This window comes from Bradyrhizobium sp. LeoA1Lang (genome assembly GCF_055413685.1).
On record NZ_JBVAPG010000062.1, the window covers coordinates 1 to 13,556 of the forward strand.

The following is a 13,556-nucleotide window of genomic DNA, read 5'->3' on the forward strand; positions in this document are numbered from 1 at the left end:
CCTCGACGCGACGATAGGAGTCACCTTCCTGCCTGGCATCAAGCATGGCATTTGCCATCGTTACACCTCCACCGATCCGCTCATGCCAGGCTGTATCGCGCGCAAGCCGAAGGATGGCTAGGTGGGGGCCTCATGCCGGTTACGAACAATAGTTCGACCGACATTGGATCGCTTACGCCGAGGGTCTTACGCCCCAGAATATGTGAAGGGTCGCCGGTCTTGAGCGACCGCAGGACGGCGCAGATCGTCGTCTTGCCGTAGCCATTGGCGCCCGAAACGAAAGTATGCTTGGTAAGTTGCGGATTACCGCTGGCTGTTGAGTTACGGAACCGCCCGATATTCCTGATAGCGACAATCTTTTTAAGCATGCATCACTCCCCCTGCACCGTTTAACCTATGGTTGTGCAACGGAAAAGGGGGAACGAGCAACGAGGGTAGCATTGAGCTTCTGACCAAATAATCTTTGGTCGATATCCTTGGGCGAGCCGGTCACGCCCGCGGGCCTGGTGCGATCTATTATTGTTTGTGCTTTCGTGAACCCTTCTTTCCCGGTGCCGCGCCTGCGTTTCCGGGTGTAGATGCGCGCAGCAACTTGTCGAGCTGTTGCTGAACAACACGACCGACTTTGAACGGGTATTTTCGCCAGTAGCTATAGAATTCGGCCGCCGTGGTGAACTCGCCCTTGCTATCTCGGAGATCTTGTATGCGGTTTTCCTGGTGGTCAAGAAGAAGCTCGAGGCTCGGTGGGCATCAAGCCGACCCTGGATCCGTAGAAAGTCGAGGGGCCTTCTATCGGATGGCAGAGATAACCCATCTTGGTCCCCGGATAGAGAGAAGCGCCAAACGTTTATGCTTGCGAGTTCGGCTTGGGGTCCAAATGCAGCGGTCGAATCCCCGCACAAGCTCTCTCCAGACCACCTCAGAAAGCCGGTATCCGGCCTGGACTTCAGTTGGTGGGGTACGGTGGTGAACTAGTATAGCGCAAGACGATTTTGACTGTTTTTTTCGCACAAGAGCAGCGCGGTTGTCCTTATCGCAAATCAAATCCGGGCATATTGATGATGCAGTCCGCCTGGATTAGCTGGCAGATAATGCGTCCCCTTCTTTGGATGGTGCGTGGTACAGGTGCATCCATGTTCAACGACAGGTGAGTTCGCGAGTCGTTGTAGTAGCCCATATACGACAGCAGCACGTGACGACGATGAACTTCCGGCCGCGATGCTCGATGAAAGTCAAAAGCTCTCCCAAACGGAATGCGTGTTGGCGCGCGTGAACTCCTCGATGAGAAGCACATGGGGGCGACCAGGATCGTCCAAAGCCCTTTGATTGATAATCCGAAACGTCTTATTTCTTCGCTCGAAACCTTGTCCGTCAGGGCGCGGCACGAACCCTTCAAAAAAATCTTCATAGGTAGTGCTCTCATGGAATTGGATGTCTTTGATTCGAAGCGGGTCTCCGTCAGTCAGCACATCTGCTGCTAGCCGTGCTGCGCGTGATTTGCCCGTACCCGGCAAACCCGAGAGGACAACGAATTTTGTTTTTCCAAATTCGGTCGCCGCCTGGGCGATCTTGCTGATCAGAAGCTGATCGTAATCTTTCATGTCTGGCTTGGCGGTCCTGTCGACTGGCCGCATCAAATAGCGAATATATGCGGCGCGGTTCGTGCGTGCTTCCGGAGGAATACTGGGAAGCGGGCTGCCAAGTAGCTCGTCGAGTATTGTGACTGTCGACGGTGGGAGCGTCCGAAATCCGTCAACGTCCGCTTCGGAGGGAATTAGCAAGCCCCCTATCCCAGCACGATTGAACCATGGTGTAATGTGCCTCGGATCATCCGTCAGCGCGGATCCGAGCGCGTTTAGGGAAGTGCCGGAATACCCAGCGTGTTGCTGGCGAAAGCTTGCGATCTTGGCAAGCGCGGTCGGAACTTCGTGCTCATAGTGCAAATGACCGAGCACGCGATTGACGTCCTGCCAATGCAACCGGTCGCCTAAATGACGAAATGCGCGCCACATCGCGCGCAAAGGCAGAATGTCAGCGTCCTCTGGAACGCCGTCCGGCGGTCTGCCCCTGTTGTCTGGTTTGGCGAGAAGAACGCGATTCGCAACCTCGGCGCCTAATGCTGCAATGTGCCGATTTGTACCCACCAAGGCCTTGTCGAGGCTGGACCAACCGTCTATTACGGCACGCCCAAACCGCGTTGTCCGAAGCGTGCCGTCATCTTCGACGGTGAGCAAACCCATCTCTTCGAAGGCGCTCTTCCAAGTTCGAAGACGTTGCTCCGATACATTCGGGTCTGGAGCTTGGCCCCCGGTTTTTCTACTAGAGAAGAGATCGACGGCGCGTTTGAGCTGCTCTCTCGCCCCTGCGTAATCGTTGGTCCGAAACCGCTGACCATCCGTCATCAGGAACGCCCACAAATAGTGCGGTGCCGTGACGTCTGGAATGACGAGATCGACGTCTGGCGACTCGTGGCTTGATGTTGGCCAAGGCATCTTAGGGAACTATCGGGAATACTGGATCAAGCTGCTTGTTTGGAGTCGCAGGAGTTTTCGGATAGGAATGTTGCGATGCGATCGTAAAGGTCTTGCGTCTGCCTAATCTGGCACTCCCAAATCACGCATGGCATCCAACCTAGCTCTTGCAGGTCCTTTAGCACCCGCTCATCACGAGCGACATTCCGGGCGAGCTTTCGTTCCCAGAAATCTCGGTTTGAACCTGGTATGGTGGCCTTTCGGCATCCTGGATGCTGCCAAAAGCAGCCATGCACAAAGATGACTTTGCGAAGTCGTGGGAAAACTAAGTCGGGGCAGCCGGGTAAAGTGCGTCGGTTAAGGCGAAAGCGGAATCCCAGCGAGTGGGCAAGCCGTCGCACGGTTCTTTCGGGCTGGGTATTCTGACCGCGCACCCGGGCCATCATTCTCGATCGCTGCTCCGTCGTAAATCTATCGACCATTTGACGCCGTCCTGCCTGGGACTAACTACTTCACCAAAAATGGTGAGCTTGCTCACTGTAAGCATCAATTATGACCGATTCCAAGAAAAGAGGCGAATCGCGTCGCTTTAGCGTTGCACGTTGCTGACCTGCTGGTGCATCTCGCGTCCCAGCGCAGAACCCCTCGCTTACCCCCTTCCCGTTCAGCAATTGGTGCCGCCCAGGCGCCTGTGTGCGGCCAGTCCGTGCGCCCGATCGCCCCCCCGGCAGGAGGGGAGTTCAGCCAAATTCCGGCGAAAAGCTGGCCGATTTCCTTGGACGACCAATTAAGATGTGGGTATGCGCTTGGTCGCCGCGCTTCGCGCTTCCTCGCTTGGCCAATTTCTGAGGACAGAGGCCGCTAGTTTGCACCTCGCCTCTGCAGCGGGTTCGGCAGCAGCAGGACCTACCGATCATAAACTGGAATCACGGAGGTGCGCGGCTGATCGGCGCTCTCCGAGATCATCCTCTCGACTCGTCGAGCAGGTCGTTGCGAAACTCGCCAAGAGCCCGGCCGACGACCTCGATCATGTAAGCGCGATCCGCCCTTATCCCGGAGGCGATCACGAAGGACCAATCTATCGGCGTTGTATCCAGGCCACGCGGGCGCGGCGGCGGCTCCGGCTTAGGCATGTTTCGGGACCAGCGCTCCAGCACCTCCCCTTGGGCTCACCAGGCGCGCGCCCGCCCCTTGGCGATCCTCAGCGCTTCCTCGTATGTCACCAATCTGCTCCCTCGATAACTGCCACCGGGCCGGGCTGGACGCACCATGCGCACCTTATCACAAACCTTCAAGATGATGAGGCACGTCTGGAATGCAGACAGCATCGGAGCGGCTGGTACGGGAGGTGACCCGCTGACGATGTGCAGGGGCGCCGTGTCCTCCATATGCAGCTCTACGGCGATAGAGGTCGCCAATTCGAGGTTGCCCGCGTACCCCGCGGCCATACCTCGCGGAACAATCCCAATCACCGTGCCGGGAGCTAGCATCGAGCCGCTCAATACCGCGTCCTGAAACTTTGGGCCGGCCAAAACGCGAATCTTGGTGGCTAGGGAAGCCGTGGTGACGATGATCATATCGTCAATGGCGATGCCACTCTTCGAGATCGCATCCGCCAATAGCGCACGATCATCGGCCACGCGGGGGCGCGCACTTCTCGCCGCGCTCGGGATCGGCGTGATACCGTGCAAGATACCGACTGGAGCGATCGCCATTGCTGCGTTGCTCGAGAATAGAGCGGCGTCTACGCCTGATGCGTACGTTGGTCTGCGGCGGCCGAACAGGTCGTCTTGATGATCCGGCAATAGGATTGCCAGCCGATCGTTTATGGCCAGATTGCATTCATGTCTTCCGCCAGCCGACCGACTGCTCTAGCGAGCTGCTTGCGCTTTCACATTGGGCTAAAGTGTGGTGCCAGGGCCATCAATCAGGCATTTACTGGAACTACTCGGCGAGCAACTTGGTCAGATGTACGGAGAGCGCTTCGGCTATTCGCGCCAAAACAAGCAAGCTTGGATTGCGTTTCCCACGCTCAATGCCTCCGACATACGTCAGGTCTATCTCGGCTTCGAAGGCAAGTTTCTCCTGGGTCATCCCTCGTTCTTGGCGAATCCTCCGCACATTTTTGCCGACGATTTTGCGCCAATCCTGCATTGCAGGATCGAACATGGTGGGGCATATAGTCTCTAGGGATTATAGTCCCCATCAATGGAATTCCATCATCAAGGCGACACCAATCTGGAAGAAGTTGTCATGTGGCCAGATCACATCCCACGTCTCAGCCCCTTCGCCGAATGCGGGGAGACCACTTCGACGGTTGGATATAAAGATGTATCGAGTGGGATGGTGGTGGCTTCAGTCGAGCTTCCTGCCGAGCTGATCGAACGCACCGTTATTGCGAATGTCTCGATTGAAATAAGCTTATCCGGGGCTGGAGAGATAACTTCCACCGCGAGTGGCCTGGCGTCCAACTACTGCTTTACAAACAGAACTATTTCACTTGACGAGCTCGTCAATATGCTCCTGGAGCCCAGCAACCTTCACATGGAAGAAACGACGGAGGTCGAACTAAGAGTACTGCTCGAAAGACTTCAAAAATCGATCTGCGCCGTACAGCACGCGATTTCTACCATGAAAACCACCGCAAGCTAGCAGGCGGATGTTAGGACGATGCGATATCGGCGGTGGCTGTCCTCTTGGCCTTTCGAAACTCGGTATCACTATCGAGAAAAGCCTCCAACATAAACGGTATCAGCTCCGCGACTTCCTCCCGGCTGCCGTAAGTCTCAGCATAAAAGTCGGCATACTCGCGCAGCCGCTTCGCGAGACTAGGCGCAAGCACAACATTCATTTTCACCGGCGTCCGATCAGGTAACTTCGCAAGCTTCATATCGTCATCTGCCCTTAGCTGCCGATTGAACATCCCGGTATGGCTTCAGCAAAAGATCCTTCGAAACAATCACCCGCAGCGGCCATCCCGGCCGCACGGTAATCGTCGGCTGCACGTCGAGCTCGCGCTCGACAAGGCGCTGCCCTGCGCGATTGGTCGTTTGCTGCGTGCTTTCCCGCAACGCTTTGACGAGATCGCTCTCGTCATTGCCGATCGATAGCTGGGTCCCTACCCCGATCAACGTGGCCAGAGCCACGCCCTTGAGCAATTGCCAGGTGTGGAAATCGACCTCATCCTCGAGCCCGGCATAGCCCGCAACATCGGTGGCCGGAAGGTTCTCGATCACGATTGAATTGCCGTTCGGCAGGATGAGTCGTGTCCAAATCACGAGCGCCCGCTTCTGACCGAATGCAACAACGCTATCGTATTTGCCCACGAGCCGCGTCCCCTGCGGGATCAGGAGATGCTCACCCGTGACCGTATCGTAGACGTTCTCGGTAATCTGGCCGATGGTAGCCCCGGGCAAGTCCGAATTCAGACCCGTAACAAGGCTCGCCGGAATGATCGATCCGGCCATCACCGCGTAGGTGGACGGAGCCGGCACGAGAGCATGAGGATTGGTGGTCTCGGTGTCGGCCTTCGCTCCGACAAAGGCTAACTTCCGCGCTTGGGATGAAGGAATGATCTCGGCGGAACGATCAACCATCGCCCGTGCCGCCTGTGCCAGTTCGGCAGCAGACGGCGCTGAGTCGGAAGCCGGCGGGCGGAAGGCGGATGCCGGATTGGCCGCAAGCTCCATCGTGCCTGCCTGCTTTCTCTTCTCCTGCTTCTCCGACAACCGGAAAAACAACCCCGACTCCTTTGCCTGTTGGGCGATGCGCGCTTGCCGGATCCGCTCCGCGCGCTCGGCATCCTCCTCCGGATTGGTGCGGAAGCCCGCCTCGGGCGTTGCAGCCACCCCCGCCTTCTTCTCGTTCTCGGCAAAGGCCCGACCGACATCGCCGGGCGACGGTGGCCCGAGCCGCGGCACGGAGGGCGGCAGGTCCTCATACGACCTGGGCAGCTTGCTCAACCCCTCAGCCGTCTGCTTTCGGTCGGTATTATAGAGTTCCGTCCGCTCCTCACTCTTGAACAGACGCGGTGGACGCAGCGCAATGATCGTAGCCCCGGCAATGACAAGCGCCACCACCGCGCAGCCGATCATCAAGGCACGTTTGTTGAGGCGGCGGATCGGTCTCGGGCGCGCCCGCAGCTCCAGGGGTTCAGGAGAATCCTGGTCCAGCCGATCCGTCATGAAGCGCTCCCGGTGCTGATTGCCTGCGAGACGGGTCGCGCGTCGATCCGGATGATCCGGACAATGCGTTGCGGGTTCTCTCCCATGCGCAGTTCGGCGGCACCAAACATTCGATCGACAATGTAATAGGAGCCGCGAACGCGATAGTTCACGAGATTGGGGCGACCGTCGGCTCCCGCCACGAACAGAGGCGGCGCCTCGCCCTGCGATAGCCCCGAGGGCATCTGGATGTAGACCTTGCGGCCGTCGTCAAAGGCGCGCAGCGGCCGCCACGGCGGATCGTCGCCTTCGATACGGTATCGGAAGTTCAAACTGTCGAGCCGCACTCCGCGGTCGGCGACCCGTTGCTCATTTTCCTGGGCGGCGGCGTTCTGCTTGTGCAGCGCGACAAGCGTATCGGTGGGATAAGTCCACGAAATCGACGCCATGTAGGTCTGCTTGGTAGACACGAGCTCGAGGTGGTAGGTGCGCCGATCGGTCAGGACCACAAGATTGGTCTGGATATCCGGCAGCGTCGGCTTGATCAGGATGTGAACCCGTCGGGCGTTCCCCTGCCCGCTCGAGGTATCGCCCACCACCCAGCGCACCGTGTCGCCCGTGGAGACATCGATCAGCTCTTCGCCCGGCTGGAGCGCGACGGTCGAGACCTTCTCGGGGCTCGCGTAAAGCCGATAAAGCGCCCCCTCGGTCCAGGGGTAGACCTGGATGGCATTGATGTATCCGGCGCGCGTCGGCTCCATCCGCGCCGCCTTGTTCGCCTTGGCGATCGCCTGCTCCGGCGGAAGCTTTTCGCCCTTCTCGCCCCTTGTCGGGTAAGGCTTGAGCTGACCAGGCAGCGGCAGGATCTTTGGCGTCTCAACCACCTCGACCGGCTTTGGCGGATCCGCCTCGGGACTGGCCTGCTCAAAGGTCAATTCGTCATAGGGTGCTTCAAGGTTGAGCTTGGTCGCGCATCCGCAGAGCATCAATGACAAGGCGAGCATGCTGGCCGACGCGAGTTTCGTGGGGGCGGCAGAATTCATTTGGCGTCTCCGATGAGGTCGCGTGACCAGTTGAGGGAATGAACGTAGAGCCCGAGCGGATTTTTGCGCAGCGTCTCGGCGTCGGTCGGCGGCTTGAGCACCGTGGTGACGAGACCGGTGAAGCGCTCGGTCTTGGCGATGGAGCCGTTCTCGTAGGTGTTTTCCTTCCAGCGGATCTCGAAACTGTCGCTGGAAGCGCGCACCACCGAGGTGACCTCGGCCGTCACCGTCTTGGAGCCGATTTTTGCAAACGGGTCGGTTTCGCGCGCGTAGTCGTTCAAGGCCTGAGCGCCACGGTCGGTCGTAAAGTCGTAAGCGCGCAGCCAGTTCGTCCGGACGATGACAGGGTCGATCGACAGCGAGCGGACGTTTTCGATGAAGCGCGCGAGAAAATGTGCAATCTGCGCGTCTGACGGCTGGTAGCCTTCGAGCGCAGGGCCGACCGCGCGGACTTCGCCGAGCCGGTCGACCTCGACGACGTAGGGAACCACGCCGGAGCGGGCGATCTGGGTCAGAATCGTCAAGCCGAGCACACCGGACAGCCCGACGGCCGCCAGGGCCGTGAGCCGCCAGTTGCTGGCCTGCACGCGTGCGGAGCCCAGCCGCTCGTCCCAGACCTGGGCCGCTTTCTGATAGGGCGTAACCGGCTCGGGCGTCTCACCGTATCGAACGGAGGCACGACGAAAGGGATGGGCTGCCATATGTCAGTCCTCCCCGAGCTTCGGACCAGAGGAATGACCGCCCTTGTCTCCCTCTTTCAGGGTATGGGCCGCGAGCTGCGCCGCTTCTCTGACGTGGCGCCGCTGTGGTGCCGCCGATGTCCCCGCCGCTCCTGATGTCGGTGCGCCGCTTACCGAGCTCCCACTGGCTGCTCCGGAGAGCTGTTCTGCCGCCGTGGCACGGGCCGGGCTGCTAGCAGCCGAAGCTGCCCCACTGAGCGACGCCGCAGATCGAACCGCCGCCATCGATCCGCCGGCGGCCATCCGAAGTCCGCCCGCGGCAACCGCGCCGCTACCGATCACGACCGCCGCTGCACCCGCCACCGTTCCGGCAGCCGCGCCGGCTCCAAGTTGAGGCGCACCCGAAACAAGGCCCGCCGCAATTCCGGGTCCGAAGATGCCGAGCCCGAACAGCGAAAGCGCCGCCAGCAACAGGCTCATCGCGGAAGCGACGTCGATCGGCCGCGTCAAGGTGCTCGAGAGCTGGCCGAAGATGGTGGAACCGATGCCGATGATGATCGCAAGCACCATCACCTTCACGCCGGAGGCCACGACGTTGCCGAGGGTCTTCTCCGCCAGGAACGCCGTTTTCCCCCACAATGCAAACGGCACCAATATAAAGCTCGCCAGCGTCGTCAGCTTAAACTCGATCAGCGTGACGAAGAGCTGGATCGAGAGCACGAAGAAGGCCAGTACGATCAGGATCCAGCAGAACAACAGGATCAGGATCGTCGGCAGGTTGGTCAGGACATCGAAGCCTGTGAACTGGCTCGTCTCCTCAAGAAGCGGGTGCGCGGCGGTAAATCCTGCCGAGGCGACGAACCCGGGCCGGGCCAAATCGGCCGCGCTCAAACTTCCGCCGGACGCCTTCAGCCCGATGCTGGAGAACGAGTTAAAGACGATATCCGCAAGGCTCTTGAAGTTCCCTATGATGAAGGCGAACGCCCCCACATAGAGCACCTTCTTCGCAAGCGTCACCAGGATCTGGTCATCGCCGCGAACGCTCCAGGCGAGCCCGGCGAGCGTCAGATCGATCCCGATCAGGGTCGAACTGAGGAACGAGACATCGCCGGACAGGAGTCCAAAACCTGAATCGATGTAGCGCGAGAAGGTCTCGGTAAATCGATCAATGACGGAGAGATCAGCCATTGGATGCCCCCTCACTTCCCGCCGGTGTAGGCATGGCCGTCGCCGATGAAGCGAACAAACCGCTCTTGCGCTGCCGCGACGGAGGCTTGCTGCTCGGCGGCTCGTAACGTGTCGGCGCGTGCCTGGGTCAGGGATAGGGTCTGCGCCTGCAAAGCCTGCTTGAGCTGCAGGCCCAGCAATTCATTGGTTGATTGCTGGGCCTGGACCGATCCGTTTGCGGCTGAGGAATTCGCCATCAAGGTGCCCAGCGTCTGCCGGTCCGCATCAAGCGTGGATGCGATCGTTGCCTGGGTCACAAGCGACTGCTTCAGTCCTTCGTAGCTATTGTCCCAGCGCGCTGTCGCGTCCTGCACCATGCGATCGGAGGAAGCTGCCGCCGTGTACTGCCGGGGATAAAGCCGTCCAAAGTCGCTTTGGGATTTCTGAACATCGAACGAAAGGCCCTTGGCTTGCGCGATCAGATCGTTCATGCGCGCGATCGTGCTCGTTAGTTGACCCGCCACGCTCGACGGCAACCTTTCGAGATTACGGGCCTGGTTGATGAGCATCTGCGCCTCGTTTTCGAGGCTCCTGATCTGGTTGTTGATCTGATCGAGGGCCCGGGCCGCGCTGAGCAGGGTCTGGCTGTAGTTCCAGGGGTCGTACACGATTGACTGGGCCTTAACCTGTGACGTGCCTTGAACGCCGACCGACAGCAACAAGGACAGCGCCGTCGCAGCCCTTGACGGAACGAACGGACGGAATCCGCGCAGACGAGATCGCAGCATGACTTGCTCCAACTTCTGAATGACTTGCGTTGCGCGTCAGGAGCGGCGCGCCTGTTCGAAGGTTCTGATCAGGTTTGCAGCCCAGTGCAGATCGCGTTCAGCGAGATAGCGCTCGGCAAAATGATGTGGGCCAGTCTTGGCCAAGACGTTTTCGATGACGCGCTGATCCTCGGGGGAGGATGCCGCGGCGAAGGCCAGCGCCACCGGCCCGAGGCCAAGCTCAAACAGGCGGTTGCCGGCGCGCGACTGCAGGTAATAGTCGCGCTTGGGAAAGGCCTCCGCGATGAGCCGAATCTGGGTGTCGTTCAGACCGAAGCGGCGGTAGGTCTCGATCTGGGTCGGCTCGAGGGCGCGCGGATTGGGCAGGAAGATCCGGCTTGGGCAGGATTCAATGATCGCCGGCGCAATCTGGCTGTCGGCGATATCGGCAAGCGACTGGGTGGCAAAGACGACCGCCACGTTCTTCTTGCGCAGCGTCTTCAGCCACTCCCGGATCCGGCTTGAAAACAGCGGATCGTCGAGAAATACCCAGGCTTCATCGAGGACGAGCAAGGTTGGACGGCCGTCGAAGCGCGCCTCGAGCGTGTGGAAGAGATAGGTCAGCACGGGCGCGACCAGGCCCGGCAGCGCCATCAGTTCCTCCATCTCGAAGGTCAGAACGTCTGAGCCGGAGAGTCGGTCGGCATCCGCATCGAGAAAGCGCCCGAACGGACCTTCGAGCGTGTAGGGCTGCAGCGCCTGGCGCAGCGCATCGCGGGCAAGCAGCGCGACGAGGCCAGTCATCGTCCGTTGCGAGACGGGTGCAGAGCCAAGGCTCTTGAGCGCCGACCAGACGGTCTCCTTGACCTCCGGCGTCACGGTGACGCGCTCATGGGCGAGAACACCGCACAGCCAATCAAGCGCCCAAAGCCGCGCCCCCTCCTCCCCGACATCCTTGAGCGGCTGAAACGCGATCCCGCCCCTGGCGCCTAGCTCATACCAGGCCCCGGCCAGCGCGAGGGTCATCGCGCGAGCCGAGCGCCCTTTGTCAAAGATGACGAGCTGCGCGTTGGGATAGCGTCGAAACTGGAGCGCCAGAACCGAGAGCAGCACCGACTTACCTGCCCCGGTGGGGCCGACGACAATGGTGTGCCCGACGTCGCCCGCATGCAAGGACAGCCGAAACGGGGTTGCTCCCTTGGTCTTGGCGACGAGAAGCGGCGGCCCATCGAGGTGCTCGCACCGTTCCGGACCGGCCCACACCGCCGATAACGGGCACATATGGGCGAGGTTGAGCGTATGGACGATCGGCTGGCGGATGTTGGCATAGGCTTGCCCCGGCAGGCTGCCCAGCCAGGCCTCAACTGCGTTGACGCCCTCGCGGATGGTGGTGAAGCCCCGGCTATTGATGACGCGCTCGACGGCGCGGATTTTCTCATCGGCGTAGCGCGCGTCTTCATCACTGATGGTAACCGTCGTCGTGATGTAGCCGAAGGCGACCAGGTCATCGCCAAGCTCGGACAATGCGGCATCGGCGTCGGCCGCCTTGTTGCCGGCATCGGTGTCGATGAGAACGGCCTGTTCGTTGAACATCACCTCCTTGACGATGGCGGCAAGCGACTTTCGCTTGGCGAACCATTGACGGCGGTAGCGCGACAAGGTCGCGTTGGCCTGACTGCGGTCGAGGGGCAGGAAGCGGGTCGCCCATCGATAGGGAACCCCTAACCTGTTCAGTTCATCGAGCAGGCCCGGAAAGGTGACCGCGGGAAAGCCGAGCACCGTCAGCGCGCGCAAATGGTTGCGGCCGATGGCCGGGGATATGCCGCCGGTCAACGGCTCATCGCTCAGGAAACAATCGAGATAGGCCGGAATATCCGGCACGGCGACGAGATGTCGCTTGGTCGAGACGCAGCTATGCAGGTAGGTCAGCGTCTCCTCATCGTTCAGGGGCCAGATCTCGGGCAGGACCGAGGCCATCAGGTCGATCGCGCGGTCGGTCTCCTGAATGAAGCGTCGAAGGTGATCCCGATAGCTGGGCCGCTCGTGCCGCTGGCGGCGTGGGGTTTCGATCGATCCGTCCGAAGCGTCGTGCTGTGCCGGATCATCCTCGTACGCCTGGTCGTGAGCAGGCTGGGGCCGCCCGCTGCGACGCCATCGCATCTCCCCTTGCCTCTCCTGCGGACGTTCCAGAAACAGCCCTTCCAGCCGAGAGACCCGCTCCGCCGGCGGCAAATACATCAATGTTAGATGCAGCACGCTCTCGAAATGCTGCCCGCGCGGACGTGACGGGTCGTCCCACCCCTCACTGGAGCCCTCAAACGCGGCTCGCCGTTCTTCGTCGACGAGCCACGACACCGAATCCGGAAACTGCGAGCGCGGATAGTCCGACGCCGGAATCCGCGTGGCGTCAAAGAATAGCGCCCAACCCGAACCAAAGCGCTTCAGCACGTTGTTGACCCGCGAGGCCACGCTCATCAGCTCGGCCTCGGTTGCGCTGTCGAGATCGGGTCCCCGGTAGCGGATGGTGCGCTGGAAACTGCCGTCCTTGTTCAGGATCACGCCCGGTGCAACAAGGCAGGCCCATGGCAGCCAGTCGGCGAGCCGGTACGCATCACTGCGGAATTCTCTCAAATTCAGCATGCAAGCCAGCCCTTGTGCTTGGTGTGGCGGATGGCGACTTCGACGAAGGCCGGGTCGCGCTTGGCGAGCCAGACCGCGATGCTGTGGCCGACGATCCAGAGCACGAGGCCCGCGAGCCACAGCCGCAAGCCGAGCGCGAGCGCGGCGGATAACGTGCCGATCAGGATGGCAGCGGCGCGGGGCGCGCCACCGATCAGGATCGGCTCGGTGAGCGAGCGATGGAGGACGAGTTCAAAACCATCGGGGCGCATCAGATCAGCGCTCCGCCGCCGAACGAGAAGAAGGACAGAAAGAAGGAACTCGCCGCAAAGGCGATGGAGAGGCCGAACACGACCTGAACCATGCGGCGGAAACCACCGGAGGTATCGCCGAACGCGAGCGAGATTCCGGTTACGGTGATGATGATGACGGCGACGATCTTGGCGACCGGACCCTGGACCGATTCCAGGACCCGCTCGAGCGGAGCTTCCCACGGCATGCCCGAGCCGGCGGCTTGGGCTTCCGAGGCGATTGCAAGCATGCAAGCCGCGGCGGCGCCGACTTCGATCAAGATTGCCTCGCCCAGCTTACCGACGCTGCGAAGGCGAAAACGCACATATGAGTGCAGTCCAGTCAGCATGTGATG

The 13,556-nt window shown here is 60.6% G+C and carries 14 protein-coding genes; 1 reads left to right on the forward strand and 13 read right to left on the reverse strand.

The genetic code is table 11. From position 1 onward, the window contains the following. Positions 1-1,232 precede the first annotated feature (1,232 nt). The 4 genes from ACZYOF_RS21215 to ACZYOF_RS21230 form a co-directional block, all read right to left on the reverse strand. A complete protein-coding gene (locus ACZYOF_RS21215) occupies positions 1,233-2,402 on the reverse strand; it encodes an AAA family ATPase (RefSeq protein ID WP_463717005.1) in 1,170 nt (389 codons plus the stop codon). 116 nt (positions 2,403-2,518) lie between these two features. Continuing rightward, positions 2,519-2,953, reverse strand: a complete 435-nt coding sequence (locus ACZYOF_RS21220; protein WP_463331816.1) for a very short patch repair endonuclease — start codon at positions 2,951-2,953, stop codon at positions 2,519-2,521. Positions 2,954-3,640: 687 nt separating this feature from the next. Further along, a complete protein-coding gene (locus ACZYOF_RS21225; RefSeq protein ID WP_463331817.1) occupies positions 3,641-4,186 on the reverse strand; it encodes a hypothetical protein in 546 nt (181 codons plus the stop codon). 229 nt (positions 4,187-4,415) lie between these two features. After that, on the reverse strand, positions 4,416-4,640 hold the full coding sequence (locus ACZYOF_RS21230) for a helix-turn-helix domain-containing protein (protein ID WP_463331818.1): 225 nt from the start codon (positions 4,638-4,640) through the stop codon (positions 4,416-4,418). A gap of 39 nt (positions 4,641-4,679) precedes the next feature. Here ACZYOF_RS21230 and ACZYOF_RS21235 point away from each other — a divergent pair, with 39 nt between their 5' ends. Further along, positions 4,680-5,123 (forward strand): hypothetical protein, encoded by a 444-nt coding sequence (locus tag ACZYOF_RS21235; RefSeq protein WP_463331819.1) that lies wholly within the window; start codon positions 4,680-4,682, stop codon positions 5,121-5,123. 10 nt (positions 5,124-5,133) lie between these two features. Here the strand turns inward: ACZYOF_RS21235 and ACZYOF_RS21240 are convergent, their stop codons facing one another. The 9 genes from ACZYOF_RS21240 to ACZYOF_RS21280 are packed head-to-tail and all read right to left on the reverse strand — an operon-like array spanning position 5,134 to position 13,451. Then, entirely contained in the window at positions 5,134-5,361 is a 228-nt protein-coding gene (locus ACZYOF_RS21240; RefSeq protein ID WP_463331820.1) for a DUF2274 domain-containing protein, read from the reverse strand. A 4-nt stretch (positions 5,362-5,365) separates the two neighbouring features. Next, complete coding sequence (locus tag ACZYOF_RS21245) at positions 5,366-6,655, reverse strand: TraB/TrbI/VirB10 family type IV secretion system protein (RefSeq protein WP_463331821.1); 1,290 nt, start codon at positions 6,653-6,655, stop codon at positions 5,366-5,368. Beyond that, the gene (trbG, locus tag ACZYOF_RS21250) at positions 6,652-7,677 is read right to left on the reverse strand and encodes a P-type conjugative transfer protein TrbG (RefSeq protein ID WP_463331822.1); all 1,026 of its coding nucleotides are present in this window, start codon (positions 7,675-7,677) and stop codon (positions 6,652-6,654) included. Before trbG ends, ACZYOF_RS21245 begins: the two co-directional genes overlap by 4 nt. Continuing rightward, a complete protein-coding gene (trbF, locus tag ACZYOF_RS21255; RefSeq protein WP_463331823.1) occupies positions 7,674-8,378 on the reverse strand; it encodes a conjugal transfer protein TrbF in 705 nt (234 codons plus the stop codon). The genes trbG and trbF overlap by 4 nt, the downstream gene beginning before the upstream one ends. A 3-nt stretch (positions 8,379-8,381) precedes the next feature. Beyond that, positions 8,382-9,545, reverse strand: a complete 1,164-nt coding sequence (gene trbL, locus ACZYOF_RS21260; RefSeq protein WP_463331824.1) for a P-type conjugative transfer protein TrbL — start codon at positions 9,543-9,545, stop codon at positions 8,382-8,384. Between the two features lie 11 nt (positions 9,546-9,556). Then, positions 9,557-10,312 (reverse strand): P-type conjugative transfer protein TrbJ, encoded by a 756-nt coding sequence (gene trbJ, locus ACZYOF_RS21265; RefSeq protein ID WP_463331835.1) that lies wholly within the window; start codon positions 10,310-10,312, stop codon positions 9,557-9,559. A gap of 36 nt (positions 10,313-10,348) precedes the next feature. After that, entirely contained in the window at positions 10,349-12,931 is a 2,583-nt protein-coding gene (trbE, locus tag ACZYOF_RS21270; RefSeq protein ID WP_463717006.1) for a conjugal transfer protein TrbE, read from the reverse strand. Further along, positions 12,925-13,182: a VirB3 family type IV secretion system protein gene (locus tag ACZYOF_RS21275; protein WP_463331826.1), complete on the reverse strand. Its 258-nt coding sequence runs from the start codon at positions 13,180-13,182 to the stop codon at positions 12,925-12,927. Before ACZYOF_RS21275 ends, trbE begins: the two co-directional genes overlap by 7 nt. Then, positions 13,182-13,451 carry a TrbC/VirB2 family type IV secretion system protein gene (locus tag ACZYOF_RS21280; RefSeq protein ID WP_463331836.1) on the reverse strand — a complete coding sequence of 90 codons (270 nt, stop codon included), beginning with the start codon at positions 13,449-13,451 and terminating at the stop codon, positions 13,182-13,184. The genes ACZYOF_RS21275 and ACZYOF_RS21280 overlap by 1 nt, the downstream gene beginning before the upstream one ends. Positions 13,452-13,556 lie beyond the last annotated feature (105 nt).